Raw genomic sequence first — 26,324 nt, 5'->3', positions numbered from 1 at the left:
TCCCTATCATCCTATTATTTTTCAAATGTCCCTTTAATGATCGGTACACCTCGTTCTACCATCACTTTTCCTCTTGCAATGACCGTATCGATAGCTAGCGTATCTTTTTTGAGCAACACGAGGTCAGCATCCATCTCCACCCCGATTTTCCCTTTATTTTTCAGTTTTAATATACGTGCCGGATTAGCAGTGATGACCTGAATTGCTGTTTCAAGCGGAACGCCTTCATCCATTACAGCGTCACGGACCTCGTGGAAAAGAGAAGAAACATTGCCGACTTGCAGACCGGCGAACTCACCGTCTTGGTTAAAATAAGGAAGACTTGCCTGTCCATCCGAGGAGAAAGTAATCTGAGTAATGGGCACCCCACTTTCAAGCATCTGTCGTAACCCACTACTGCATTTCACTTCCCCTTCCTCTAGGAATTGAGGGGTGGTGCTTGTTGTTAAGTCTACATACCCCCCTTTTTCTGCATAGCGTATTCCCTCTTCGAATAAATCCCGATTTCTGTTTATGTGAGTCGGGTGAAAGTGATGTATCGGTATATCCGTCTTTTCGGCGATTTCAAAAAGGAGCTCAAGCCTGCGATCACTATCGCCTACATGTATTTCCAATAACCCAGCCTTTCCGGTGATTAAACTGCCATTACGTGCTGCAGCCGCTATCTTCACAAGTTCATCAAGTGTCGGTTCGGAAGAACGATGGTCGGATATGGCGATTTCACCTACACCGATTATTTTTTCAATGAAAATCAGATCCTCTTCAATTTTGCCCATCAAGGTTTTCACGGGAATTTGATAAGATCCAGAGTGGATGTACGCCGTGATCCCCTCTTCATCCAATGCATGTGCCTTAGCCAGCAGACTCTCGATCCGTCTTGTTGTTCCATCCGTACCTAACACTCCAACCACTGTTGTAATACCTGCCATCGTAGCATCGGTCAAATTCAATTCCGGAGTGCGAGTCCTAAAGCCTCCTTCCCCGCCGCCGCCGATAACATGCACATGGGCATCAATAAAACCTGGCAAGAGGATGTTTCCCGATGCATCAATTATTTTCACATCAATTGATGAGTTATCCAGTCGGATCTCCTCTTGGATATAAACTATTTTGCCACCCGCAAGCAGCACATCCATCCGTCCAAGATAATGAGGCTCATACACTTCCGCATTTTTGATTAAAGTAAGCAAATTCTTTCCTCCTATTTCTCTAAGCTGATTCTAAAACCATCATTAAAATGGTCCGTAATTCATTAAATGAGCGATTACAACAGCGGCTAAACCGATGAGGTATTGAATGAAGACCAGCGGCAGAACCCATTTGGCCCATTTTGTCCAGGGAATGCCTGCAATAGCGAGTCCTGCCATTAACGTGCCTGCCGTCGGAAAAATAATATTCCCTATTCCATCAGCAAATGAGAACGAAAGAACTGCCGTCTGTCGAGTAATATCAAGCAAATCAGCAAGCGGTGTCATGATTGGCATCGTCAGCATGGCATGTCCGCTTCCCGAGGCAAGGATAAAATGGATAATAGCCTGGAAGTTATACATGCCAATCACACTCCAGAAGGCCGGGATATGCTTTAGCGTATCGGAAACCCCATGAAGCATCGGGTCAATAATGTGCCCTTCATTTAGAACAACAAGTGTTGCTCGGGAAACTCCTATAATTAAGGCTCCGCCAATCAATAAAGATGATCCATCTACAAACGATTTCGCAATCTTATCCGCAGATAACCTGCCGATGACTCCTATGACGATTGTCAACACTACAAAAAGCGCTGCAATTTCCGTAATATACCATTGGTATTTAATCACTCCGAAAGCAAGGACCACATAATTCAGTAAAAATGCACCAAGAATGAGCTTATGTTTCGTTTCAAGTTTCTCTTTAGACTTAAGGAGCACATCAGCTTCTTTCATGCTGTACTTTCCATAAAATCCTCTTGATGGATCTTTTTTCACTTTCATGGCATGACGGTAGACGAATGTTACAGATACCGCATAAACGATCACGAAAAGCACTAGACGATACGACATGCCAGAGAACATCGGCAATTCAGAGATTCCTTGTGCGATTCCTACTGTAAACGGATTCATGACGGCCGTCGTAAAACCCGCCGAAGCTCCAAGGATAACAATGGCCGTTCCTGTAAGAACGTCAAAACCAAGCGCAAGCGCCAACGGAATCAATAATGGGATATATGCGAGTGTTTCCTCAGCCATCCCCATAAGTGAACCGCCAATAGCGAAGAATAGCATCATTGCCGGAATTAGCAGCTTCTCCCGAGTTGCAAGTCTTTTTGCAAGGGTCGTAATCAATACATTTATCGTCCCAGTGGCGGTTAATACACCAAAGAACCCCCCAATGATGAGAACAAAGAAGATAATATTGGCGGCTTCGACCATTCCAGTATGAAGCGCTTTAACAGCTCCAAATGGACTAACTGGAGTTTGTTCGGCAATTTTGTAAGTATCCGGGTCGATTTCTGTTCTTCCGTCAACCTCTACACGTCCATAATCTCCTGCAGGCAACACATAAGTTAATAACGTTGCGATTACCAAAACACCCAGCAATAATGCGAATACATTAATTTTACGATCTTTTTTTGTTCTTCCTTCTGGTTGATACGTTGTTTCGACTTGAGTCATACATCTCTTCTCCCCTTTTTCATTCAGCCAGTAAATGATACTTCCCCGCCTTCCATAGTTCTCCTTTTCGATTTTTTGAGAAAGTAACATTTGTAAAAGTAATAATGCAAAATACATGCCAACTTATAAGTCGACTGCTAGCTAGGATCTGAATGACACTTTAAGTGGGATGGGCCCGGGAGATGGATGCGTATAGGAATATGCTCGTCTCTATACTTTGGGGAATTTTTCACTCGGTGCTTGTGAACGAAATAATAAATAAGAAAATTATGAAATATCAATCAAAAAGCAATTTTATAATTAACAACACTCGTTTAATGGTCTAAAATGGTTCATATATCGTACGATCATAAAACCAATTCAACCAAAGAAAGGTAATGTCCCTTATGAAACCATCACTCATCCTTTTGACAGGCGGCATGAAGACAAGGCACACCCTGCATCAGCAACTTCATCAGCTTTTAGGTGATTATCTGCACATTGATAGCTATGCAGTAGATGAGGGCCTTCCAGCTGGTCTTGAAGCGGATGTCATCCTCTTCTCCTCCGAATCCCTTAAAGATGAAGTCAGTCATCTAAACAATATGAATGCCGTAAACTTTATAACCGGACAACGTACTGTCCACCATGAACATTTGGACAAACTTCTCACAATTCCGGCTGGAGCCAACGTACTTGTCATCAATGATGAATACAATGTCACATTGGAACTGATTCAATCTCTTTACCAACTTGGAATCAATCATGTTCGCTTTATAGCTTACAAGAAGAATCATACTTATTATGATGATATCGATGTGGCTGTTTCACCAGGCGAAACAGAACTTGCCCCCGCCTATTTGCCGATGGTTTTGGATATTGGCGTCAGGCTTTTGGATATGACCACCATTTTAAGAATTGTAGATCATTGCAGGCTGGAGGGAAAAGTGGCCCTGCAAATTTCAGAAAGATACATCAGAAGCATCATTGAATTGCAGCAAAAATTGCTTTTATCCCAACAGGAGACAAAAGAAGTCTATCACCACATCCAAAATGTCGTTAATACAATTGATGACGGAATACTGGTCATCAATGAAACAAGTGAAGTAACCGTGTTTAATCAAAAACTTGAAGCACTCTTTCAAATTCAGGCGGATGTCATCATCAACCGTCCGATTGATACGGTAATCCTTCAAAACGAAGTGGTTCAATTTATCCTGGATGGTGTGGAAGGGAGTCAATTTTTTAGCATTCATGGTGTTGAGGTTGTCGTATACCGCCATTCAATGATTGGAGAGCAATCCATCGTTGCTGTTTTTAAAAGTGTCCACCAGGCATCCGAAATTGAAAAAACAGCACAGCGTAAATATCGCGAGAAAGGATTTTACGCGAAGTATAGCTTTGATGACATTTTCTGTGAAAATCCTAAAATGATAGAACTTAAACAGATCGCAAAAAAGCTCGCATTAGCAGAACACCCCATCCTCATTCAGGGTGAATCAGGAACGGGCAAAGAATTGTTTGCTCATGCCATTCATAAGCACTCCTTGAGAAAAAACGGGCCTTTTCTGCCCATAAACTGCAGCGCCTTATCCGAAAGCCTGCTAGAAAGCGAGTTATTCGGATATGAAGATGGATCATTTACTGGAGGTCAGCGCGGAGGTAAAAAAGGGCTGTTTGAGCTTGCAGATAAAGGCACCATCTTTCTGGATGAAATAGGGGATATCAGTTTATCGATGCAATCTCGCTTATTAAGGGTTATCCAAGAAAAGGAAATAAGAAGAATTGGCGGTTCCAAGATTATTCCCATTAACATTCGCATCATTTCTGCAACAAATAAAAAAATCGAGGAACAAATGAAAGCACAAACGTTCAGAAATGATTTATTTTATCGTTTGAATGTACTTAACCTCTCCATCCCGCCACTTAGGCAGCGAAGAGAAGACATTCCCCTTTTGATCCATCATTACATAACAAAAAACGGAAATTGGATAAAAGTGGAGCAATCGTTAATGAATTGGCTGAAACAGGCTGAGTGGGACGGCAATATTCGCGAGCTTAAAAACACACTCGATTATATGCTGACAGTGTGTAATGGTACGATATTAACCAAGAATGATTTACCGCAGCATCAGACAGCACAGCTATCGGAAGATAAAGTGGCCCCGCCACAAAATCCCCTGGAGAAATCTGAACATCACATGATTCTAAAGATCGTTATGCAATGCAATGAAGCTGGAAAAGCCGCCAGCAGAGAATATATTTCAGCAAAAACGAAAGAACAGCATGCAAGCCTTTCTTTGTCCCCGCAGCAGGTTAGACGCCGACTTGAGGACCTTGAGCAAAAAGGACTGATCATCAAACGTAAAGGGCGGGGCGGAACAAGAATAACGGAAGTCGGTATGAACTATTTAGAATCCTTACTATAGAGGTACACAGCTTTCCTATTGATCCATATACAACTAGGCCGCTGATGATCGAAAATGGCCGGGCGGTCGAGCCAGATACTTCGGGAACGGGCGTTGAGTTTCAGTTGGACTTACAAAAAGTTCCAAATGATTAATATTTTTCATAAAAAGTAATACTCTCCTTCTTAGCATTTTTTCATAACTTACAAGCTTCCATAAACACGAGAGAAAAATAAAGGTAAAGATGCAAAATTACATAAAGAGACCATCCACTTTGCGTTATAGTGAATGATCTCTTTTTTTCTTCTTTTTTCAATATATATACTTATTTTCATCTTTTTATTAAAGGTCCAAGGCTGAGTCCGCCATATACGTTTCATCGCTTTCCTCATTCAAATACATCTGTACGGCAATCACTTATTTGAATATCCCTCTTTTCTTTTTAAACATAAAAAAATCCCCTTAAAGCAGGAATGCATCATCCACGGTGGTTTGCGGCATTTTACATTGTCTACCTTAAGGAGATCCTATCAAACATCAAAAGCGCTTCAGCTTTTTTTAATTTTGTTCTTCCTCATCCCAGACGATCCATTCATGGACCTCAAGGATTTCAAGGAATTTCATCAGCCGTGGCAAGGACGGTTCCGCTTCCTCACCGAAATGTTCACTCATCGCTTCCGAAATCTGATTCACATTGCATTTATACTCCATTTGTTTAATGGCAAATGCACCAAATTTGTCAAGCTTGATTTTACGAACTGACGGCTGCTTAAAATACCGAATCGTCATTCGTTCCACAAAATTGGTTCGTTGGATGACTAAAAAAGTCGTTTCCGCAGATCCTTGCTCCAAGGTTACTCGTCTTTCCAAAAGAGGAACCATGGTTAACAGGTTCCTCTTTTTTGATTGACGTTTACGAAGCATCTTCTTTTTTCCCTTTGCTAGAAACGAACCAAAGCAATCCAGCTAAAACGAGGAATAGTATGAATGGAAGCAGATTGCTGGCCAATTTGGCTGCAGCTGGAACTTGGACGCCTGCTGCAATCAAAATCGCAATAAGCACACCAATCAAGGATTCACCTGCGATCAATCCAGAGGCAAATAAAACCCCTCTATCGACGCGTGCTTTAAGTGCTTCTTTTGTCTTCGAGAAGAACTCAACGAAGAAGCGGATGAATCCACCAATCATGATTGGCACGCTAGTATGAACCGGCAAGTATATGCCGACAGCCACTACAAGGGAATTCAAACCGAAAAACTCCAATGTGATGGCAATGGCCGCACCGATAAAGATAAGGGTCCAAGGCAAATCTCCGCCTAGAACTCCTTCAGCGAGGATTTTCATAAGAGCCGCTTTAGGAGCAGGAAGTTCTGCAGATCCCATCGTATACGCGTTATCCATTAACACCAGGATAAAACCGATGACAGACGCCGATGCGACGACACCAATCATCATCGCGACTTGTTGTTTCCAAGGGGTTCCGCCCACGATGTACCCTGTTTTTAAATCTTGGGATACATCACCTGAAACAGCAAGAGCTGTACAAATGATCGCAGCCACGGTCAAAGCGGCCACCATTCCAGTCGTTCCGGTAAAACCAGTAGCTTTGTAAACAATTGCTACAATCAAAAGTGTGGCTATGGTCATTCCAGAAACAGGGGAAGAAGAACTTCCAACGATCCCTACAACCCTTGAAGCCACGGTCACGAATAAAAAGCCAAAAATTGCAATCGCGATCGCACCGATGATTCCTACATCTGTTATAGGTGTGAAGGCAATGATTAAAATAACAATGAATATTCCCAACCAAACGTATTTTGCTGGAATGTCTTTTTCAGTACGGATCGAACCAGCCTTAAGCTGTCCTTTATTGGCCTTTACACCTTTTAGGGTATCAAAAACCGAACTGAAAAGAATCGGTAAAGTTTTGATTAATGTGATCAATCCGCCAGTTGCTACCGCACCAGCTCCGATATAGCGTATATAATTATCCCAAATTCCCCATGCATCCAATTCACCAATCGGTACCTCGGAAGGGAATATGGCTGTTCCATTACTGCTGCCAAAGAAGCTGATTGCCGGGATCAGAACGACCCAAGCCAACAATCCCCCACCTAGCATTTGACCTGCAACACGCGGTCCAATGATATAACCTACACCCAAAAGGGAAGGAAAAGCATCCAGACCAACAACTGCATTTTTAAAATTCGTGATTCCTGTTTCAACTTCAGTTTTGAAAAGCTTAAACCCATCACCAAGCCCTTTCACTACACCGCCAATGACTAAACCGGCGCCGATTAGCTTGGCGCTAGTACCGCCTTTTTCTCCTGACTTCAATACCTCGGCACATGCCGTACCTTCAGGATAAGGTAAAGTTTCATGTTCCCTTACAATAAGGAGCTGACGCAGGGGAACCATCATGAAGACCCCTAAAAATCCACCCGTTAAAACAACGAAAATGATGAATGCTTGACTCACGTCTATATCCCACATGAATAATGCCGGGATGGTAAATACAGCACCGGCACCAATAGCCTCACCTGCCGTGGTCATCGTTTGCACAATATTGTTTTCTAATATTGAATCCCTGCGGAAAACCCCTCTTAAAATAGCCATTGAAATTACCGCCGCGGGTATTGAAGCAGAGACAGTCAAACCAATAAGTAGGCCTAAATACGCATTTGCTGCCCCGAAGACGATTGCAAGTATAATCCCTAGAATTATTGCCGTTGCGGTTAATTCCGGTAAAGATTTAGATGCAGAAACGTACGGGACGAATTTACTCTCTTTTGAATTGTTCGACAATTTAGCCACTTCCTATGTTAAACTTTAAAATCACAGAGAACATTATATCACTGTAATTTAAACACACGCAATGGGAAAATTCTGCTTATTAAAATTTTGATTATGCACAACATTCAGATTAACGGTTTCATGTATTGGTCCTACCCGCCACTTATCGACCTTCCGCTTCTATTAAAAAGTCCTCACCCTTTTAGTTAAACCACCTTTCACTCGATGGGTTAAAGATAGGAACGAAGCAGGTATATTTTCAAAAAAAGCGACTAGGCATTTGCACATTAAAATGGCCGCTAGCATATCCTGCAGAATCAAGTCTTCAGAAAAGGAATGATGCTTTCATGGTTTCATATATGGACTATACATCCCCATCCACACAATTTTTTTTCGATGCCAATAATAGCAATCTCTTTAAAAAAGATAATCAAAACTATATTAATGTAGTAGGTATCAAACAATTGAACACCCTTGAAAATGTTTCTTTGCTAGATATTTACCTCAGCACTAGCAATGTTGTGGAACCGCATTATCACCAAAATGCAGCTGAACTGGTTTACTGTATTTCTGGAGCCGCAACCGTTTCATTGCTGAATCCTTTCACGAAACAAATCCAGAATTATCCCCTTAAGCCCGGTCAAGTGGCCAACGTTCCACAAGGCTGGTGGCATTATGAAGTCGCAACTTCCGATAATACGCATCTGCTTGCCATTTTTGATGCGCCAACCCCTGAAGTTGTACTTGGTTCCGATATCCTGAAATTGACACCAGCAAATATCATGGCGCATACGTATTGCATGGATGAAAACCAATGGAAAAAAGCAGTTGCCCCCGTACAGCCAGCAACGTTCATCGGTCCGACAGCCAACTGCCAACGGGGGGCTGAAGATGAAAGGCAGCCACAGCAGCAGCCATCGCAACTTCCGCAGCAGCCATATCCGCAATATATCAATCAATATGATAACCAAGTATACCCTGCCCCGGCCTATAATTATCAAATACCAGCTAATCCCCAATATTATTATTATTGATAAATGAAAGAAGCGATGGAGTCCTCTTCTTCCATCGTTGTTAATTTCCTATCACTTTTTGTACGATCTTGCCTGAATATATAACGACGTTTCTTATACAATTTTTCCAGCCCGACATTTGTTTTTTGCCTTTTTCAAAGCGAAATATTTATATTGTTAGGACAGGATCGTTCCGTCAAGGTAAACGTTTCGCTATTTCTGATTCTCGACTGCGACCTCATGTATTTATCAGATCATCCATAATTGGCTCCTGCCTATCATAACGGCTTCCCTTACTTTCTTTTCAGTTCCTCCGACAGTATCATTTTTCTATGAAAGCAAGGGAAGATTGCTTATATAGCTGGATAGCAATAGTATTAATAACAGTTGAGAAAAAAGGCCATATCCTTGAAGTAGTTAAGGGTATAATGGAAAATAATAAAGAAGAGCTGCATGAATTAACGTTCATGATAGAAAGATCTTGCTAAAGATCCCCAAGCTATGGCGTTTCTTATGGCAAGAGCCAATTAGATTGTAATTTTCAATGGGAGTGGGAATGAATGAAACGACTATCAATTTTAATAGCGGATGATGAGAAAGAAATTGCCGATCTAATTGCCATCCTTTTGGAAAAAGAGGGGTACCATGTCATTACAGCCTCTGATGGTCAAGAAGCGCTTGATGTTACCGAGACACAAACGGTTGATTTGCTGATTCTGGATATCATGATGCCGAAAATGGATGGATATGAAGTAATCCGTCACATTCGCGAACGGCATAATATGCCTGTCATATTTTTGAGCGCAAAAACCTCTGACTTCGATAAGGTCCATGGACTTGTGATTGGAGCAGATGATTATATGACCAAACCATTTATCCCCATGGAATTGGTTGCCCGTGTCAACGCTCAGCTGAGGCGCTTTACGAAGCTTAATCAACCAAAAACAGATCATAAAATGAACTTGGAATTTGGCGGGCTGGTTATTTCTCCTGATCAGCGCACCGTAAATTTATATGGTGAAAACATTGAACTTACCCCAAAGGAGTTTGATATTTTGCATTTATTGGCCAGTCATCCAAAGAAGGTTTATAGTGTGGAAAACATTTTCCAGCACGTTTGGGACCAAGCTTATTTTGAAAGTGGAAATACCGTTATGGTACATATCCGCACGTTACGAAAAAAACTGGAAAAAGATACACGGAAGAATACATGGATTAAAACCGTATGGGGTGTCGGATATGCATTCAATGGCTAAAGCTGTACGCGGTTTTCGTTCAAAGATGGTGCTATTATTCGGTTTAAGTATGCTATTTGCTGGTATCATCACCTATTCAATCTTTAAGGGACTTCAAATTTATTATCATACCTATGTCCAGTTTGGGGACAGGCTGACTTTTTATCGTCAAATGATGAATGAAATTGGTGACATTAACTTCTTTTTACTACTGTTCATCCCGCTTTCGATCTTGTTTTTTTATGTATTGACCCAGCCCTATTCGACCTACTTCAATAAGATTTCGACAGGGATACACCATCTAGCTCGAGGAGATTTCTCGTATAAGGTTCAAATAAATACATATGATGAATTCAGGGATATTGCCCAAGATATCAACTTGGCAAGCGAGAAGTTGAAAGAAGCTATTGAAAGAGGAGATTTTTCGGAAAGCAGCAAGAATCAGTTGGTCGTAAATTTAGCACATGATTTGCGTACGCCCCTTACGTCTATTTTAGGTTATATCGATTTAATTCTTAAAGATGAAAAATTGACTAAGGAGCAGATCACACATTTTTTAACGATTGCGTTTACTAAATCACAGCGTTTAGAACGGCTTATAGATGAATTATTCGAAATAACGAGAATGAACTATGGGATGCTGCCAGTTTATAAAAAGCAAATTAACTTAGCCGATTTGCTCAACCAACTAACGGAAGAATTGTACCCTGTTTTTGAAAAGAATCATTTAACCGCGCGAATGAATATTCCTTCCCAATTGCCTACTGTTGCTGACGGAGCCCTCTTAGCCCGCGTGTTTGAAAACCTTCTAATCAATGCAAATCGTTATGGAAGCGACGGTCAGTTTGTAGACATTAACGGCTTTATTCATTCTGGGGAATTGGTTGTTCAAGTTGTGAATTATGGAGATCCCATCCCTCAAAACGAACTGCCGCATCTTTTTGATATGTTTTATACTGGTGACAAAGCTCGAGCTCATCAAGAAGACAGCACTGGACTGGGCTTGTTCATTGCAAAAAATATCGTGGAGCAGCATAACGGGACAATCAGTGCCGAAAGTAGTTTTATGCATACAGTTTTTGAAGTTCGATTACCCCAAGAAAGTGGATAAAATGATGAAGCTTAAATCCTAAAGAATGATTTAAGAAAAAGTTAAGAATTACCCCACTCTTTTTTTAAAAAGTTTGTCCTATCTTATAAGAAGATAAGATCAAGGAGGAAGCTTACATTGAAAAAGTTGGGGTATTTATTGTTTTTTGGATTGAGTATCGGTTTTGGTTTCATTTATATAGCACCGACTTTTCAAGGGAAAGTAGAGATTCAAACATATGATCAATATGAAAAAATTAAATTAGCCGATATAGGGATTCCTAAAAACATTCAGCGGAAAGAGATTTCCAATGAACAGGTATATCAAGGAAACCTGCTCCTGGTCAACAGTGAATTTCCTGTTCATCCTGAGAGTGAAAAGTCGGATATCGTAAATTTATTTGCAAACAAGGAATTGACAGAGGGCTACGGATTGCTTGATGGCAATATTGAGTTATCAAGGGATGTCGCACTTGCATTTTCGAAGATGATAACAGCTGCCAAAAAAGATGGGGTTCATCATTTCTTGATTAATAGTGGATACCGGGGTATGAATAAGCAACGTGAACTTTACCGGGATATGGGACCTGACTATGCCTTGCCTGCCGGCTATAGTGAACACAATTTGGGTTTATCCCTTGATGTAGGTTCATCGCAGATGAAAATGAGTGAAGCGGCGGAAGGAAAGTGGATAGAAAGGAATGCTTGGAAATACGGCTTTATTTTACGCTATCCAAAGGATAAAATCGATGTTACAGGCATTCAATATGAACCGTGGCATATCCGTTTTGTAGGTTTGCCGCACAGCGCGATCATGCATAAAAAAAATTTCGTCTTGGAGGAATATTTAGATTTCCTAAAAAAAGAAAAGTCCGCTTCTGCAAATGTTAACGGGGTGCAATATACGATTTCTTATTACCTTGTTTCTGAGAGCATGACAATTAAAGTACCACAAAATAACCATTACGAGATTTCGGGCAACAATATCGATGGAGTAATAGTAACCGGGTTCGAATGATCAGCAATTTTGAGAAAGAACTGATAAGAGCCTTTTCCATGTTCATAGCTGTAGGTTAGAGGATATCGGGTGATGTGCTACGTTATATAAACGACAATGCGGATTATCCCGTTATGGAATGATCCGCATCTAAAAAAATATGTAATTACCCGTTTTCAAGTCATTTTTCTCACCCTTCATCAGCGGATGCCCATAAAATACTAACATGATCGCAACCGCGAACATAGTCATTGGATTATAACACCATCGTGATTCATATTAATGCCTTCATAGCACCTTTTTTGATAAGAACAACTATTGCAAACCGTTGTGCAATCCGTTTTCAAGTAATTTTTAGGTTCTAGCAAAAGATTCTTGATGATGTTAAGGTACTCCAATCCGTCCGAAACGTCTTCCATGGTTGGAATGTATGGTTTCAGTTTACCGTCCATTAGCGAGATGATTTCAATTCTCTCAGGTAATTGACCAAATGCCTTTTGACAAAATACCGAAATCATATGAATAAACAAAATGTTCATTTCTTCAGTAGTATCGACTAAATATTTCTTGATGATGAATGAGTTGCTTGACCATTCTGCCACTTCGAGAGTTAAGGAAAGGTCGGTCCCAAGCTCATCAATAGTCATGTTGAGCTTTTCATATAAAAATAAGGGAGGGTATTCATTTTTCCCAGAAGTTAAAAATTGGCTTAAATGGTCTGATATTTTGGCAAGAGCCAAATAATACTGAATCTTTGACTCGAACTGTCGTACATCAATGACTCTCCAATGTTCATCCATGAGCTCCATAACCGTCTTCGTCGTCTGGCTTTCAGGAGGAAGTTTATAATATCGACTTACAACTTGATTGATGACGAATTGAACCATCTTTCGCCAATTTTGTTGAGCTCCGCTTTTTCCTTCAATATGATGAAAGTAAAATTGATAAGGACATCTTATGAAATCTTGTAAATGATAATCAGTCAAAGTGGCAATCGAAACCTGATATTCCTTCCCCATCAATTCCCTTCACTCCTCTTTCCCCTATGCTGTCTGAAATCATTATGAAATTATATGGAAGAAACAAAACTTTTCTTCATGAACTCCCTCCCGAAATCCTGGCACTTTTTGATTTCCTCATCTTCTGGGGTTAATTCGACTTTTAACCCTTCCATGACGATATCAGCGCCCCGTTCCCTTAATTTTTCGCTCAAAATATCTACAGCTGCACAATAGTGTGTATAGTATGAATCGCCTGAACCAAACACCGCAGCTTTCTTTCCGGTTAAATCAACATCATCCATTTCATCATAAAAGTCTAAAAAATCATCCGGCAGATCTCCATCCCCCCACGTGTATGCACCTAATAAGATACCATCGTACCCTTCAAGTATGGATGCTTCTGGACTGTCCATTATATCTATCATTTCAATATCCACATCATTCTCCTTGATTCCTGCTGCAATGGAGTCCGCCATTTCTTCTGTATTGCCACTCATACTGGCAAAAATCATAATGATTTTAGACATGCAATTTTCCCCTTCCAACCATGCTTTTTATTATTTGACTGCTTATCCTTTCATTCTTAGCTTCAGGAGAAAGAACGTCATCATAGCATACACCTTAGCAATTGCACCCTGTTTGCTTAATACGCATGCACATCTTCCGTGTTCATTTTATTCTTTATTTCCTGGACGCTGCTCAGTTCATCAGCAAACGAAAGAAACGATTCCCTATCATGTGCATCGAGTGCTTCGTTTATTTTAAAGCCCAAATGATTAATTCTCAGATCCAAATCCAATATGGAGCAAATGGTGCCATTGGAATACAGCTCCTCGATGTCTGCCACTTGCATAAAAAACTGATACTCTTCGTTGACCACGATCAAAAAGTGCCATCCTAGACAATCTACATATTTCCGCTCATCTGTAATTGTCCATACATCTCCTGGAAAGAAGTCGATCATATGCAGGTGCTTCTGCCCCGGGCAGCAACAGCTTACTTGATGTTGAAATGGCTCTAAAATTACATGATTTTTATCCATTGGTTTATTCCCCCGCTTACATTGATTTTTTTCGTCAATCGGTTATGGTTATTTTTATAATTTATCTATCCTGATCCAGTTCTGTTTATCCACATTGTCATTCTTATGACTGACATATAAAAGAAAAGGTTTAATGAAAATGATTATCAATTTCATTTACTATTTTATATGATAATGATTATCATTGTCAATCTTGTTTTGGTAACTTTTCTCGTGTTTGTTTGCATTTGAGGAAATATGACCATGTTCCGTTAGTCCAAATAGGCATCCCTCCAGCATGATTCATTCATCAACGAAGGATATATAGGGGTAAAATGAAGGGACCTCGGCAATGTTTTATCTGACAGGATGCCTAAACCTAAGCCATTGAAATGCTGAAGGATGACAAAAAGCATCTATCCAGGCGTGAAGATGGGATAGATGCTTTTGCATAAGATATTCGCGAGTAAACGCCAGAATTATTAGATTATCTCTTTGAAAGCCCGGCATTGTTAAATAAATGCACTGGAAATGGAATGGAGCTAAACTAGACTTGTATTTGGTGCCCTATTAAAGCGGCATTCACCTATTTTGCCGAAGCCTAAAGTGAAAATAAGTGGATTCTAAAGAATTATGCCTGAGAAATCCCCTTTTAACACGTCTTTTTCATTTTGGTTTTTACATAAAAAAGCTGCATGAATAGCCATTCTATCATTTTCTTGCTTTTCAAACTTCTCAATTTCCACTTCACAAATGATTGTATCTCCTGTAAATACAGGTCTTAAAAACTCAAAATTCATGGTTCGAGCCAGCACGTTATGCTCCCCGCCTATTTTTGTTGGCAGAGTTGCCGTCAATAACCCTTGAACGACAAGTCTTCCCTGTTCATCCGGGCTAATATGATGAATCCCTTCATCACCGGAAATAGCTGTAAATAATTCAACATCGCTCACCGTAAAAGTCCGTGCAAACGTAATGATATCTCCTGCTTTCATTGGCATGATGATTACTCCTCCCTGGTTCAAACGACCTGTATCCAACAATCAGCTGGGGTTGCCTTCTCTACCTGCTTTGTTTCATTCAGCAAGGTTGGATTGGCGGTTCACCGTTTCTTATAACCGTTAATTTCCTTCAATTAATATGTGACATATATTCATAGGCGGTTGTTCCATATACGCTTTTAAAGTGTTTGTTTAAATGGGTTAAATCAACAAAACCACACTCGGCTACTGCTGAATAAATATCTCGTTTTTTTTCTATTAACTGCTTTGCATGTTCGATCTTGCAGTTAAGGAAGTATTGATAGGGTGTAATGCCAGTCTGGGCCTTGAATAATCTAATGAACTGAAATTTGGATAAATTGAGCTCTTTACACATCTTATCAAGCTTAAGTACACTTTGTAAGTTGGCATGAAGCATATCTTTTGCCTTCCTAATTAACGTATGATCTTTCTTGTAACCTGTAGAAAGATCCGTTTCAATAAGGTTATCTGTGAGGGATACAAGTAATTCACTGCACAATGACTCATCTTTTTCGCTTAATATAGCATGGGAAAGTCGTAGTATTTCTTGTTTAAGCCTATCATCATACACATTGGGATTTGAAAAGAGTATGATATCCTTTTTCTCCATAACCTCTAGAAGCAGATGTGGATCAATATACAGCATCACATAATCGAGCCCTGTCTCATCATGGGCCATTCCGTCATGTGCCTGTTCCGGATTAAAAAACATGATGCCATTTTGATAGGACAAGTGTAAATGACCATCAAGGTTATAGTGTTGGATACCACGCAAGGTGACCCCTATCGCATATTCTTTATGAGCGTGCTTCTTATACGTAAAATCAGAAATGCTTGCTGACAAGGCTGTAATGCCTGCCGATTTTTTATAGATGAACTTATCCATATATCTCACCTCTTAAATGGCCTGCCTATATCCAGATCATGATTGCAGCATAAACTAAAAACGAAGCCATCAATATATTAACAACCTTTTTATGCTTCTGTAAAAACTCCTTGAAAATCGCTCCAAAAAGTACCCATGTAATGAATGCCAGGAACCCAATAATCGTTATCGCGACAACACTTATTGTAATCGCAGACATGGAAACTGAATAGGGCGTAATATAGGTAGGAATTACAGTCATTGTGAAGAGCAATACCTTTGGGTTTAAAAACTGTGTAAGAAATCCAGACATAAAGCTGCCTGTTTCGTTTACAGATGGTTTTGATGAATCCATTTTGTATACCTGATAAGCAAGGTACAACATATAAACGCTTCCGATTATCTGCATGACGAGTAAAATTCTTGGTATGACCGTTACAAGTACCGTATTGAATATAGCTGAAATTGCAAGCAGGAAACTAAAAGCGATCGTTGCTCCATACGTATATTCCATTGCCTTTTTAGTCCCGGAATTATGTACGGTAGTCAATATGACGATGTTGGTGGGTCCTGGTGTAAACGTGACGATAAAACAGTAAAAGATAAAAGAGGCCATATTCATGAGGTATGCTCCTTTCAAGCTATCCTCATCAATTGTATCTTCTAACTGTAAAAGCCTATAGTATGTTATTGCGGAAAGTATAACAACGAGGGGATAAAATCCGAGCACATCATAAAATCGAATGTTCAAGAGAGAAATTTTTATTGTAAAGAAGGTTCTATTACGGAGAATGAGCTCTACATCAAACGGGGCGAATGCCTTTTTCCATATTGTTTCATGTGTATATTAGTCAGCGCAATATTTTCACACCATTAACTATTTCGTTATATTAATTTAATGTTCTTTCATATTTTAAGAAAAGGTCGGCTTATACCCTTTTATTATCGTATCATATAGGAAGTATGGTTGGTTCGATTACCAGCAAAAAACCTTTTTCCCAAAAGAAAAAAAGGCAAAATTCTTTGTAAAATGTCTAACTTCCCGACTTCCAAAGAAACAAATCAAATGATGCTTTCACGGGCCTTTTTATTATATCCTTGGAATTCATCAATGAATTTGAAATCCTTATCCGTACGACTTGATAGGATGGTATCCCGTAGGAGAATGCCGGCGTCAGTCGTATTGTGGATGATTTCCCCCCACAGTCTTGCACTGCTCTGAACATTTGCCGTTCGAGGAATGCGTTCTTCTTGATATTCCATGAATGCTTGTTCAATGTCCTGATCATGCTTGTGAAAAATAAGAGTCCTATGCATGATGCAAACAGATGCCAACCTACGGTAATATCGCAAAAACTCCAGTCAAAATGCCCCTTTAGAATGAATGGTTAATCCTAGATTGAATATCTGTATAGAAGGATATCTATGCTTTCTTTAATCAGTTCAGGTTTAGGCAACCGGATATTCCCACAAGGGTTATGCATGATAAAATGCCTATCACTTATCAAGGGAGTTTTTTTGTTCTGCCATTTAAAGCCCTTTTTCAAGCATTTTTATTTACCTTCCCATCAATTATTAATAAATAATGATAGCTGCTAAAATTACTGCAAGTAATGCAAGTAAATTCGCACAGGTCATTCCTATGAATTGATACTTAAAGCCGTTTTTGTGATTAAGTCCCGTTAATGCGAATAATGTTAACACGACCCCGGTGTGAGGCATGATTGTTAATACTGAGGATGCAATCGCTGAGACCCTATGGATCACATCGGCGTTGATTCCCATATCCAAATAACTTTGGCCAAATGCCTGCATGACAATCCCTAATGCGCCTGACGATGAACCTGTTATGGCACCAAAAACGGCAGAAGCGACCGATAAACTGATTAGCGGGTTACCGGGAATCCCCAAGATCGTATCGGAAATAAATTTAAATCCTGGTGCCAGTGTTATGATAACACCAAAAGCTACAGCTGATGAAGTTAAGAAAACGGGCATGATGGAACCGCTCGCTCCTTCATTTATCAACGCTTTTTGACTTGGAATGTATTTGTTAAAGACGAATGCTGAAACGATGATCGCAACGACTAATCCTATAATAAGAATATTGCCCACTTTGAACGTACTGCCAACCAAAATAATGACAATCAATAATAATATCGGAAGTATACTGATGAAGACGGTGGGAAGCTCTTTTTTCACATCTCCTTCCGAACCGGAAACATCAAAATCAGCAAACGTTTCTCCCTTGGCCATACTTTTCTTTAACATGGAATTCATATACCATAGTGTAAAAGCAATGGCCACTACCGATCCTATCATTCCCAAAAGTGGTGCTGCTGTAAGTGATGTACCCAGATAGGCTGTAGGAACAACATTTTGTATAGAGGGAGTACCAGGCAGCATCGTCATCGTAAACGAACCAAATCCGAGTGTAACAGGAATCAAAACTAGGTTCCATGCAATATTTAATTGTTTAAATAATGGTTTTGCAAGTGGAATGAGTACAAAGATTACTACAAATAAACTAATGCCGCCATATGTCAACAGGGCGCTTATAAAGAAAATGGCTACCAGTACTGGAAACGGTTTTTCCGTGCCTGTTTTTTCTAAAACCTTTTCGGCGATTGATTGCGCTGCCCCACTCACATCGATATATTTCGCTAAAATGGAACCTAAGATGAATATAGCAAAAAAATTAACGACGAAACCTGTAAGACCCGTCATATAAGAATTCTCTTTCCCTATCAAGGCAGGAAAAAAATCCATTTGATTCGTTAAAATGACGATAACTGCTGCAATCGGAGCAACAATTAATATACTAAACCCTTTCATTGCAGCATATATAATAAATGCAATCGCTAGTAATATACCTACCACCTGAATAATTTCCATAATTTTCTCCCCTCAACATTAAACCTTCAAACAGGCTGGCCTTTATATATCAACGCACGCTAACCACCTGCATTGATACAAAAAAGCAATACCTGGATAAATGTAATGTTAAAATAAGCGGAATCATACCCCTATCATTCCCCTTATTCTTTTTTGATTTATAATTTAAATGATTGATTTCTACCACTTTAAATGATTAGCTGTAAACCGTTTACAAATCATTCTGCTTTTATTACCATCTAAAAAAAGATGAACTTGTCTCCTGATGGTGTCATTTCCGCCATCGTCCTGATTTGTCATTCAGCCTTTTGGAACGTACCTTCACAGTCTTCCCTACTTGACATTTTTCACCTTTCCATCTTAACTTTCCTAAGACATTGCAGAATCACGGAAGCCGTTTCCGTTATTTCTCATTTAAAGCGTTGCTTATTTTTATCATTTGTTACGTGCTTTATTATATGGACAGAACAATTATAATAAAAATATATATTTTTTATAGAATATATTCGTAAAATTTATAAATAGAGTATGACGCAAATTCATAAAAGATTGCACAGCAAATATTCCTTTATGGATTAGAAAAGGAGTGAGAATTAATATCTTGTTACGGTCACTTAGGGGAAAATAGGGGCTTATTAACAGAGACCTTAAAATTACGGAGGTTTCCAAACATTTAGAAGTAATGAGGAAATTCGTTACAAGGAACTTACGCAAACCACTATTCTGCTAAAAGAAGATGGCTTAATCTAATAGAGAGACTCCTAAAAAATATAAGTCTCGCAATAAAGTATACACTGCATGAGTAGCCTTTCTTGCAGCTTTAATGCTAGACTGCAGCTCCTGCAATTTTCGCAGCCTTACCTCCAGCTCTGTAAGCTTATAGCCATCATAAGCTGCAAGACCAACATTAATAGTTCTCCAAAAGAAGTCACCACCTGGATCGATATTCATCATAGGATTATTCCCACCATAGGGATACTCATTCTGAGATATAGGATCATCGAAGGCAGCAGGTGCCACTGAAAAGACAGGTGAAAACAAAAAAACAGGAGACATGGCCATCAATCCAGCTGAGGTTGAGGATACAATCGCTGAAATTGAATGGCGGTGTTGATTTCTCATTTGAAGTGACAGGAGTATTTGTTATATAGCGTCAAGCCATTCAATCCACTGGGATTAATTGATCAAAAAAACCAGGTGAAAATCCTGGTAAAATCTGAACGGTCATAATGGAAGGTTTTACGACTACAAAACCAGCTGCGATCTGACGGCTGGTTTTGTCTGCCTAACGCAAAAAAAAGCAGGTTAACTCATCTTCTAAATCCGCCCTCTGAATGAATAACCTGGCCTGTTACCCAATCTGCTTCTTCGCTTACGAGAAATTTGATCGTTTTTGCAATATCTTTCGGTTTTCCTATTCTACCGAAGGGAAACATCGGTTTAAGCCCATTTTTTATTTCATCCGTCATCCACCCCGTATCAGTTGGACCTGGGTTTACTGCATTAACCGTTATTCCTAATGGAGCCAATTCAGCGGACAATGTTATGGTTAGCGCATCTACTGCCCCTTTTGTTGTGGCATAGGCCAATTCGCCTGGCATTGGCCCTTGAAATTGCCCTGAAGTAAGATTGACTATCCTTCCGCCTGATTTCTTTTCGAACCTTTGGGCAAATTTACTGCTTAACAGGGTTGTTGCACGGACATTCACCATATAATGTTGATCCAATTCTTCGGCGGTTATATTGGAAAAATCGTTGTTGGTCGAGTATGCTGCGTTATTAATCAAGATATCCGGAAGACCTAGCTGTTCGGAAACTTGGTTCATGAGCTGTTCCGGGGCATCATTTTGAGTTAAATCCAACTCCATACACGATACCTTTATACCTTTTTTCAATAACTCTTCTTGTAATTTCATGGGCTCATCGGATTCAATGCCCCAGGGCATTTCTTTATCATACTCGGTCCAATAAGTGAAAAATATATGACACCCGGATTCAGCTAACTCCTGACAAATGGCAGCCCCAATCCCTTTCAGCCGGCTTACTCCCGTTATGATCGCAATTTTTCCTTTTAACTGATCCATTGATATCCCTCCATGATAAAAGTGAATTTAACCTTTAATAATCATCCATATTGCGGTATTTCTTTTTAAATTAATAATCGAGTTGAGCATCTCCCTAAAATTACTAGAAACAGATTTGAAGGAATAATGTCTCCTGCTTCTCTACCTGCCAAACCCATCTGCTTAGCAGCTATTCAACCATCATTTCTATCATTTCTCACCAGCATTCACATCTAATAGATACTCAGATGATTCAGTGCTCTCGAAGCTTTCTTGTGAGATATTCCCTCGATCATTCCTTTTTTCTCCCGTTTTCTTCATGGCAAATGTGGAAATGATATACCCCTCAATTGGTACCTGGTCATTTTCCACTAATTTTATTTCTCCCTCTGATATGATATGGGTTGGTTTTCCTTCCGAGTAATGAATTCGTTCCCCAGTACTTTTGATAACATAGGAAGTAAAGTCACCCTTAGCATGTGTTATATCTTTTATATCAAGCACACTAAGATTTTTAAAAAAACGCTCAGCGTCAAGAGATTGGTTGGAATGGGGACCCGTTTCAAGTTGACTTTTCATGATGTGATATCTATTCTTATCCATATCATATTCGATTTGATAGAGGGTATAGCCATCATCATTTTGCCCACCCAGTTTCCAGCTTAAATCCGTAATACTGCCATCTTCCGTATAGTCGACCTCGAAGTTATCAAGCCTCAAACTGCTGCTCTCTACATTCAATTTCCGCATAACCCGTTCATTTTCTTCTTGAAAATCCACCGTATATACTGAACCAAGTTCATGCTCCATCGATATTGGCCGATTTTCCCATCCATCAATGACATATGGTATCATCCATTGGACGATTATAAAGGCCGAAAAACCAAAGACCGCAGCTATTCGTTTACCCTGTACATTCAATTTTGGCCGAAAAAATATCAAGTAGACGATAAACCCAAGTGGAAGGGAAATTTGATTGAGATGAAAGGTAAAAGAACCTAATATAAAATATCCAAATATTTTTAACGGAAAATAAGTTTCTTTATCGACATTTTTCCTCGCTAAAAATATTATGCTACTAATCAATATGGCTGTGTAAACAATGGATGCCAATATTTAGTTCTCCTCTCTGCTAGGAAATCGTCTTGATTGATTATCCGTTACAAGCTAATCAATATGAATATTTTACCATTATTATGATTGGCCGAAAAGACAATAAGACTAACTAGCCAAAACAAAAATTCTTTATCGTGACCAACTATCTTGATTCGACGCAATTTTCTTTTACATATTTTTTGGATTCAAACCTTGCAGCAGAACAAAGCGAGATTAACATTTGGAACGGACTTGCCAATGTTTTTTGTCCTTTCTACAAATCTATCGAGCAGTCACGTGAAGCAGCGGTAAAACGGTGTGAGCGCATCACGCTTGCTTTCAGCTGTAGCAATCCCCAAAACCGAAGACCAACTAATGATTGTCCACGGAAAGGGTATTTTGATCAGACCAAGTCTTTGATCGGAAAACAACACCACTTTCCATCTGTGGATTCTCTATTGTTTGAAACAAGCAAGCGTCCTAATGGGACGATTACAAAAAAAAAGAAGGCAGCCAATCAGCTGCCTTCTTTACCCATATTTGCAGGTTCCCCCTATTTTTCAGTCCCTTCGTTCAGATATGCCCATGCATATTGAGCATAAAGCTCTGCTCCTGTAGCCAGCGCATCCTCGTCGATATTGAATTTCCCGTGATGATGGGCCCATTGCGTATCTTTTTCTCGGTTACCAGCTCCAACCAAAGCGAAGCTTCCAGGAACTTCATCTAAATAGAAGCTAAAGTCTTCCCCTCCCATTGTGGGCTTTTCATTATATATGGCATCTTCGCCAAATGCATGGGCAGCCACGTTTTGCACTAACTTGGCACTGGATTCATCATTGATGACAGCTTGCGTGCCGCGATAGTACTCAACCTCCGCCATCGCCCCATATATATTAGCGACATTTTCAGCATAAATCTGAAGCTGTTTTTCAATATGGTCACGTGTCTTCGGATCAAAGCAACGGACAGTCCCTTCTATCACGGCATTTTCAGCAATGACATTAAATCGGGTGCCAACTTCCATTTTTCCAACTGTCAAAACAGCGGGATGTTGGGGGTCGACCGTTCTTGATACGACCGATTGAACATTCATGACGAAGGAAGAGGCAACGATGGTTGCATCGATACAATCCTGAGGCATCGCGCCATGCCCCCCTCTGCCTTTAAACTTTACAGTAAAGATATCTGCTGAAGCGAATGAAGGGCCTTGAGTGCAAGCGACCTTGCTTGTCGGCATTTGCGACCAAATATGAATGCCAAACACATTATCGACACCTTCGACTGCCCCTTGTTTAACCATTTCCTTTGCACCTGTTGCCACTTCTTCGGCTGGTTGGAAAATTAATCGAACATTTCCTGGTAATTCTTCTTTACCTGCATTCAAGGCCTTCGCTGCAATCAATAGCATGGCTGTGTGTGCATCATGACCGCATGCATGCATTTTACCCGCTTCTTTTGAAGCATACGGCAAATCTTTATTTAACTGTTCAACAGAAAGTGCATCCATATCCGCTCTTAATGCTACCGTTTTTCCTGATTTGCCTCCTTTAATTTCCGCAATAACGCCAGTTGGTTCCGCTTTTCTATAAGTGATGCCTAATTTTTCAAGATATTCACAAACAAAGGCAGTCGTTTTTACTTCCTCCCAGGATACCTCAGGTTCGCTATGAAGTTTTCTGCGTATTTCCGTTAATTCAGCTCCATGATTTTGAATGGCTGCTTTTATCATTTGATTGATCATCTCATATCTACCTCCGTTAAACGTTTAGCCAATTCGTAAAATATTTGCACACCGTACGCCAAATGACGTGCATCAGACCATTCCTCTGGACAATGACTTAGTCCTGCTTTACTAGGAACGAAGAGCATGCCGACATCAGTGACATCGGAAAAAACCATCGCATCGTGACCTGCACCGCTGTTAATCGAACAGTATGGGATTCCTGAATCGGCACTGATCTCTTTCATCAAAGCGATGATCTCTTCATTCAAGATTTTAGGCGGCATATATAATAGCTGTTCAGCCGTTGTCTGGAAACCCTGATCTTGATAGGAATCGATTAATTCCCGTACCTTGCTGATGACATGGTTCATATTTTCTTCCTTGCCAGATCGTATATCCACTGAAAATACCGCTTTATCGGGAATGACATTTGCTCCATTTGGAAAAACATGAAGGCGGCCCGTCGTGATGACCGTCCCTTCTCCCTCCTCGATCGCTAAGCCCGGTAATCGGGAAATGATTTGGGCGGCCGTAACCAATGCATCCGTACGGCGATCCATGGGAGTTGTGCCTGCATGTCCTGCCTTTCCTTCTATCGTTACTTCCAGTTGTGTTAAACCAACGATAGCTTCTACAACCCCAATGGGGATATTCTTTTCTTCAAGAATGGGGCCTTGTTCAATATGCAATTCGAGAAATGACTTAATGGTCATGGCTTCTCTCTTCTTTGGAAGCGAACCATCCAGTCCGATCTCCGCCATCGCTTCTAAGGTTGTGATGCCATCTTTGTCCTTCAATCTTTTAAAATCGTCTTCACTAAGGGAGCCTACCATGCCTCTCGACCCCATTAGCCCCCCGCCAAAACGCGAACCTTCTTCTTCAATGAGCGCAACGATTTCCAACGGATTTTTAGGTATCAATTGATTCTCGGCAAAAAGGGCTGCCACTTCAAGAGCGACAATTACGCCCGCTGGCCCGTCATACGCACCGCCATTTGGGACGGAATCAAAATGTGAACCGATCAGAACGCTCGGAGCATCTTTTACAGTACCCTCAAGCTTTCCAAAAATATTCCCAAATCCATCTTCCCGAACCGTTAGTCCATACTCCTTCATTTTATCTTTCATATAATTTCGGGTAAGTAAGTCTTCCTTGCTATAAGTAAGCCGGGTAGTCCCTTTACCTGGTGTTGCTGTAAATTTGCTCAACTCATTTATTTGCTTTTCTATACGTTCATCAAGACTCACCTGGAATTCCTCCTCTGCTTACAAAAATTGCACGAATATTCCTGCTAGAATGACCGATACAATAGTGACCGATATGAATCCACCGACTAGCATCGGCGGCAGCATATAGCTTAGCAATGCTTCTTTTTCTTTTTCATCTTTTGTCAATGAATTGACTACTTCATTGGTGATAATGTAATCAGCTGGAAATCCATATAAGGCCGTTAAAGATACAGAAAAGGCCATTTCTTTACTGACTTTTAGTAACTTACCTGCAATGAATGAGAATATATACATTCCAATCACCGCTAAGATAATGCAAACAACCAGTGGATAAAGAATCTCCATCATCATGCTTGGCGTTGCACTTTTCAATCCGTCAAAAACGAAAAGCATAAGGGCCATGATGGCAAAACCAAACCCATTCGCTTTTTGCAAAGCCTGTCTTTCCAGGAAACCGATACTTTTTGCAATGACTCCAAAAAGCAAGCAAAGAACAAAAGCGTTGATGGATATGATCGGTGCCAAACCAGTTGAAACAAGGTAAGCGAGAAAAGCAACAACAGCGAGCCTGAAAAATTTAAAATATTCCGTATTATATTTATCAGGAAGCTTTTTAAACAGCTTAAGTTCCGTCATGCCTCCAGCTTCAGATGCCGAATCACTCTTTTTTACCGGTAATTGTCCAGTTCGATATTGTCCAAGAAGCTTCTTGCCTTCTTTCTTTAAAATAATGGATGTCAAAGGATAGCCAGCGAAACCTTGCATCACATAAATAACGATTGCAAAGACGGACAAACTCGTCAGACCTGCATCTGCAGCTCCTTCCGACATGATTATTGAAGATACCATGCCGCCGACTAAAGGAGGTATCGCGACAAGCACCGTTTGCAAATCAAAGATTAATACGCCGATTCCGAATAGTAGCGCTACAATACCAAGAATACCAGATAGGGAGATGACAATCGTTTTCCACTGATTCATCAATTCCCGTATCGAAAGCAAGGTTCCCATATTCGTGATCAAAAGGTACATCATCATGGTTGCCACTACAGGAGGAATACCTGCGATTGAAACGATGTCTTTCGGGAAGAATGTCCAATAACCAGCCAGAAATAGGATTGCGGAAATAAAAACGGAAGGTACCCAGGCTTTGGTTCGAACAGCCACTATGTCTCCTGCAAATAAAATCAAAATAACAATAACTAAAGCCAACATCTGTGACATTTGAGTGCCTCACCTTCGAA

Annotated in this window: 23 protein-coding genes; 5 read left to right on the top strand and 18 right to left on the bottom strand. The window is 40.2% G+C overall.

Annotated elements, in window-relative coordinates; all coding sequences use genetic code 11:
• Nucleotides 1-14 precede the first annotated feature (14 nt).
• A complete protein-coding gene (iadA, locus tag CVN76_RS29990; protein ID WP_100534181.1) occupies nucleotides 15-1,190 on the bottom strand; it encodes a beta-aspartyl-peptidase in 1,176 nt (391 codons plus the stop codon).
• Nucleotides 1,191-1,232: 42 nt separating this feature from the next.
• Nucleotides 1,233-2,651, bottom strand: a complete 1,419-nt coding sequence (locus CVN76_RS29985) for a YfcC family protein (RefSeq protein WP_100534180.1) — start codon at nucleotides 2,649-2,651, stop codon at nucleotides 1,233-1,235.
• A gap of 386 nt (nucleotides 2,652-3,037) precedes the next feature.
• Here CVN76_RS29985 and CVN76_RS29980 point away from each other — a divergent pair, with 386 nt between their 5' ends.
• A complete protein-coding gene (locus tag CVN76_RS29980) occupies nucleotides 3,038-5,059 on the top strand; it encodes a sigma 54-interacting transcriptional regulator (protein WP_100534179.1) in 2,022 nt (673 codons plus the stop codon).
• Between the two features lie 537 nt (nucleotides 5,060-5,596).
• Here the strand turns inward: CVN76_RS29980 and CVN76_RS29970 are convergent.
• Together CVN76_RS29970 and CVN76_RS29965 are read right to left on the bottom strand one after the other, a co-directional pair.
• Nucleotides 5,597-5,962 (bottom strand): PqqD family protein, encoded by a 366-nt coding sequence (locus CVN76_RS29970; protein ID WP_061142780.1) that lies wholly within the window; start codon nucleotides 5,960-5,962, stop codon nucleotides 5,597-5,599.
• Complete coding sequence (locus CVN76_RS29965; RefSeq protein WP_100534178.1) at nucleotides 5,952-7,844, bottom strand: OPT family oligopeptide transporter; 1,893 nt, start codon at nucleotides 7,842-7,844, stop codon at nucleotides 5,952-5,954. Before CVN76_RS29965 ends, CVN76_RS29970 begins: the two co-directional genes overlap by 11 nt.
• 335 nt (nucleotides 7,845-8,179) lie before the next feature.
• Here CVN76_RS29965 and CVN76_RS29960 point away from each other — a divergent pair, with 335 nt between their 5' ends.
• From CVN76_RS29960 to vanY, 4 genes are all read left to right on the top strand, one after another.
• On the top strand, nucleotides 8,180-8,866 hold the full coding sequence (locus CVN76_RS29960; protein ID WP_100534177.1) for a cupin domain-containing protein: 687 nt from the start codon (nucleotides 8,180-8,182) through the stop codon (nucleotides 8,864-8,866).
• Between the two features lie 539 nt (nucleotides 8,867-9,405).
• On the top strand, nucleotides 9,406-10,101 hold the full coding sequence (gene vanR / locus CVN76_RS29955; RefSeq protein ID WP_100534176.1) for a vancomycin resistance response regulator transcription factor, VanR-F/VanR-M family: 696 nt from the start codon (nucleotides 9,406-9,408) through the stop codon (nucleotides 10,099-10,101).
• A complete protein-coding gene (locus CVN76_RS29950; protein WP_100534242.1) occupies nucleotides 10,094-11,191 on the top strand; it encodes a HAMP domain-containing sensor histidine kinase in 1,098 nt (365 codons plus the stop codon). Before vanR ends, CVN76_RS29950 begins: the two co-directional genes overlap by 8 nt.
• A gap of 117 nt (nucleotides 11,192-11,308) precedes the next feature.
• Nucleotides 11,309-12,187 carry a VanY-A/VanY-F/VanY-M family D-Ala-D-Ala carboxypeptidase gene (vanY, locus tag CVN76_RS29945; protein ID WP_100534175.1) on the top strand — a complete coding sequence of 293 codons (879 nt, stop codon included), beginning with the start codon at nucleotides 11,309-11,311 and terminating at the stop codon, nucleotides 12,185-12,187.
• 227 nt (nucleotides 12,188-12,414) lie between these two features.
• On the opposite strand, the gene CVN76_RS29940 is transcribed toward vanY, so the two are convergent.
• The 14 genes from CVN76_RS29940 to CVN76_RS29875 all read right to left on the bottom strand — a co-directional run bounded on the left by CVN76_RS29940 (nucleotide 12,415) and on the right by CVN76_RS29875 (nucleotide 26,304).
• Nucleotides 12,415-13,188, bottom strand: a complete 774-nt coding sequence (locus CVN76_RS29940) for a hypothetical protein (protein ID WP_157805839.1) — start codon at nucleotides 13,186-13,188, stop codon at nucleotides 12,415-12,417.
• A 47-nt stretch (nucleotides 13,189-13,235) separates the two neighbouring features.
• A complete protein-coding gene (locus tag CVN76_RS29935) occupies nucleotides 13,236-13,694 on the bottom strand; it encodes a flavodoxin (RefSeq protein WP_100534173.1) in 459 nt (152 codons plus the stop codon).
• Nucleotides 13,695-13,810: 116 nt separating this feature from the next.
• Nucleotides 13,811-14,209: an IDEAL domain-containing protein gene (locus CVN76_RS29930; protein ID WP_100534172.1), complete on the bottom strand. Its 399-nt coding sequence runs from the start codon at nucleotides 14,207-14,209 to the stop codon at nucleotides 13,811-13,813.
• Between the two features lie 602 nt (nucleotides 14,210-14,811).
• A complete protein-coding gene (locus CVN76_RS29925; RefSeq protein ID WP_100534171.1) occupies nucleotides 14,812-15,189 on the bottom strand; it encodes a hotdog domain-containing protein in 378 nt (125 codons plus the stop codon).
• A gap of 130 nt (nucleotides 15,190-15,319) precedes the next feature.
• Nucleotides 15,320-16,096: an AraC family transcriptional regulator gene (locus tag CVN76_RS29920; protein WP_100534170.1), complete on the bottom strand. Its 777-nt coding sequence runs from the start codon at nucleotides 16,094-16,096 to the stop codon at nucleotides 15,320-15,322.
• A 25-nt stretch (nucleotides 16,097-16,121) separates the two neighbouring features.
• Nucleotides 16,122-16,697, bottom strand: a complete 576-nt coding sequence (locus CVN76_RS29915) for a LysE family translocator (protein WP_100534169.1) — start codon at nucleotides 16,695-16,697, stop codon at nucleotides 16,122-16,124.
• Nucleotides 16,698-17,137: 440 nt separating this feature from the next.
• Nucleotides 17,138-17,392, bottom strand: a complete 255-nt coding sequence (locus tag CVN76_RS29910) for a hypothetical protein (protein ID WP_157805838.1) — start codon at nucleotides 17,390-17,392, stop codon at nucleotides 17,138-17,140.
• A 258-nt stretch (nucleotides 17,393-17,650) separates the two neighbouring features.
• Nucleotides 17,651-18,970, bottom strand: a complete 1,320-nt coding sequence (locus CVN76_RS29905; protein ID WP_100534167.1) for a GntP family permease — start codon at nucleotides 18,968-18,970, stop codon at nucleotides 17,651-17,653.
• A gap of 741 nt (nucleotides 18,971-19,711) precedes the next feature.
• Nucleotides 19,712-19,924 carry a hypothetical protein gene (locus tag CVN76_RS29900; RefSeq protein ID WP_157805837.1) on the bottom strand — a complete coding sequence of 71 codons (213 nt, stop codon included), beginning with the start codon at nucleotides 19,922-19,924 and terminating at the stop codon, nucleotides 19,712-19,714.
• A gap of 356 nt (nucleotides 19,925-20,280) precedes the next feature.
• Nucleotides 20,281-21,054, bottom strand: coding sequence for an SDR family oxidoreductase (locus tag CVN76_RS29895; RefSeq protein ID WP_100534165.1), 774 nt, complete (start codon nucleotides 21,052-21,054; stop codon nucleotides 20,281-20,283).
• 189 nt (nucleotides 21,055-21,243) lie between these two features.
• A complete protein-coding gene (locus CVN76_RS29890) occupies nucleotides 21,244-22,146 on the bottom strand; it encodes a hypothetical protein (RefSeq protein WP_100534164.1) in 903 nt (300 codons plus the stop codon).
• 535 nt (nucleotides 22,147-22,681) lie between these two features.
• Nucleotides 22,682-23,869, bottom strand: a complete 1,188-nt coding sequence (locus tag CVN76_RS29885; RefSeq protein ID WP_100534163.1) for an amidohydrolase — start codon at nucleotides 23,867-23,869, stop codon at nucleotides 22,682-22,684.
• Nucleotides 23,866-25,098 carry a Zn-dependent hydrolase gene (locus CVN76_RS29880; RefSeq protein ID WP_100534162.1) on the bottom strand — a complete coding sequence of 411 codons (1,233 nt, stop codon included), beginning with the start codon at nucleotides 25,096-25,098 and terminating at the stop codon, nucleotides 23,866-23,868. The genes CVN76_RS29885 and CVN76_RS29880 overlap by 4 nt, the downstream gene beginning before the upstream one ends.
• An 18-nt stretch (nucleotides 25,099-25,116) precedes the next feature.
• Entirely contained in the window at nucleotides 25,117-26,304 is a 1,188-nt protein-coding gene (locus tag CVN76_RS29875; RefSeq protein WP_100534161.1) for a hypothetical protein, read from the bottom strand.
• Nucleotides 26,305-26,324 lie beyond the last annotated feature (20 nt).

It is taken from the genome of Bacillus sp. mrc49, from assembly GCF_002803435.1.
Note: the sequence above shows the minus strand (reverse complement) of the source record. Positions and strands in the feature narration are given on the sequence as shown.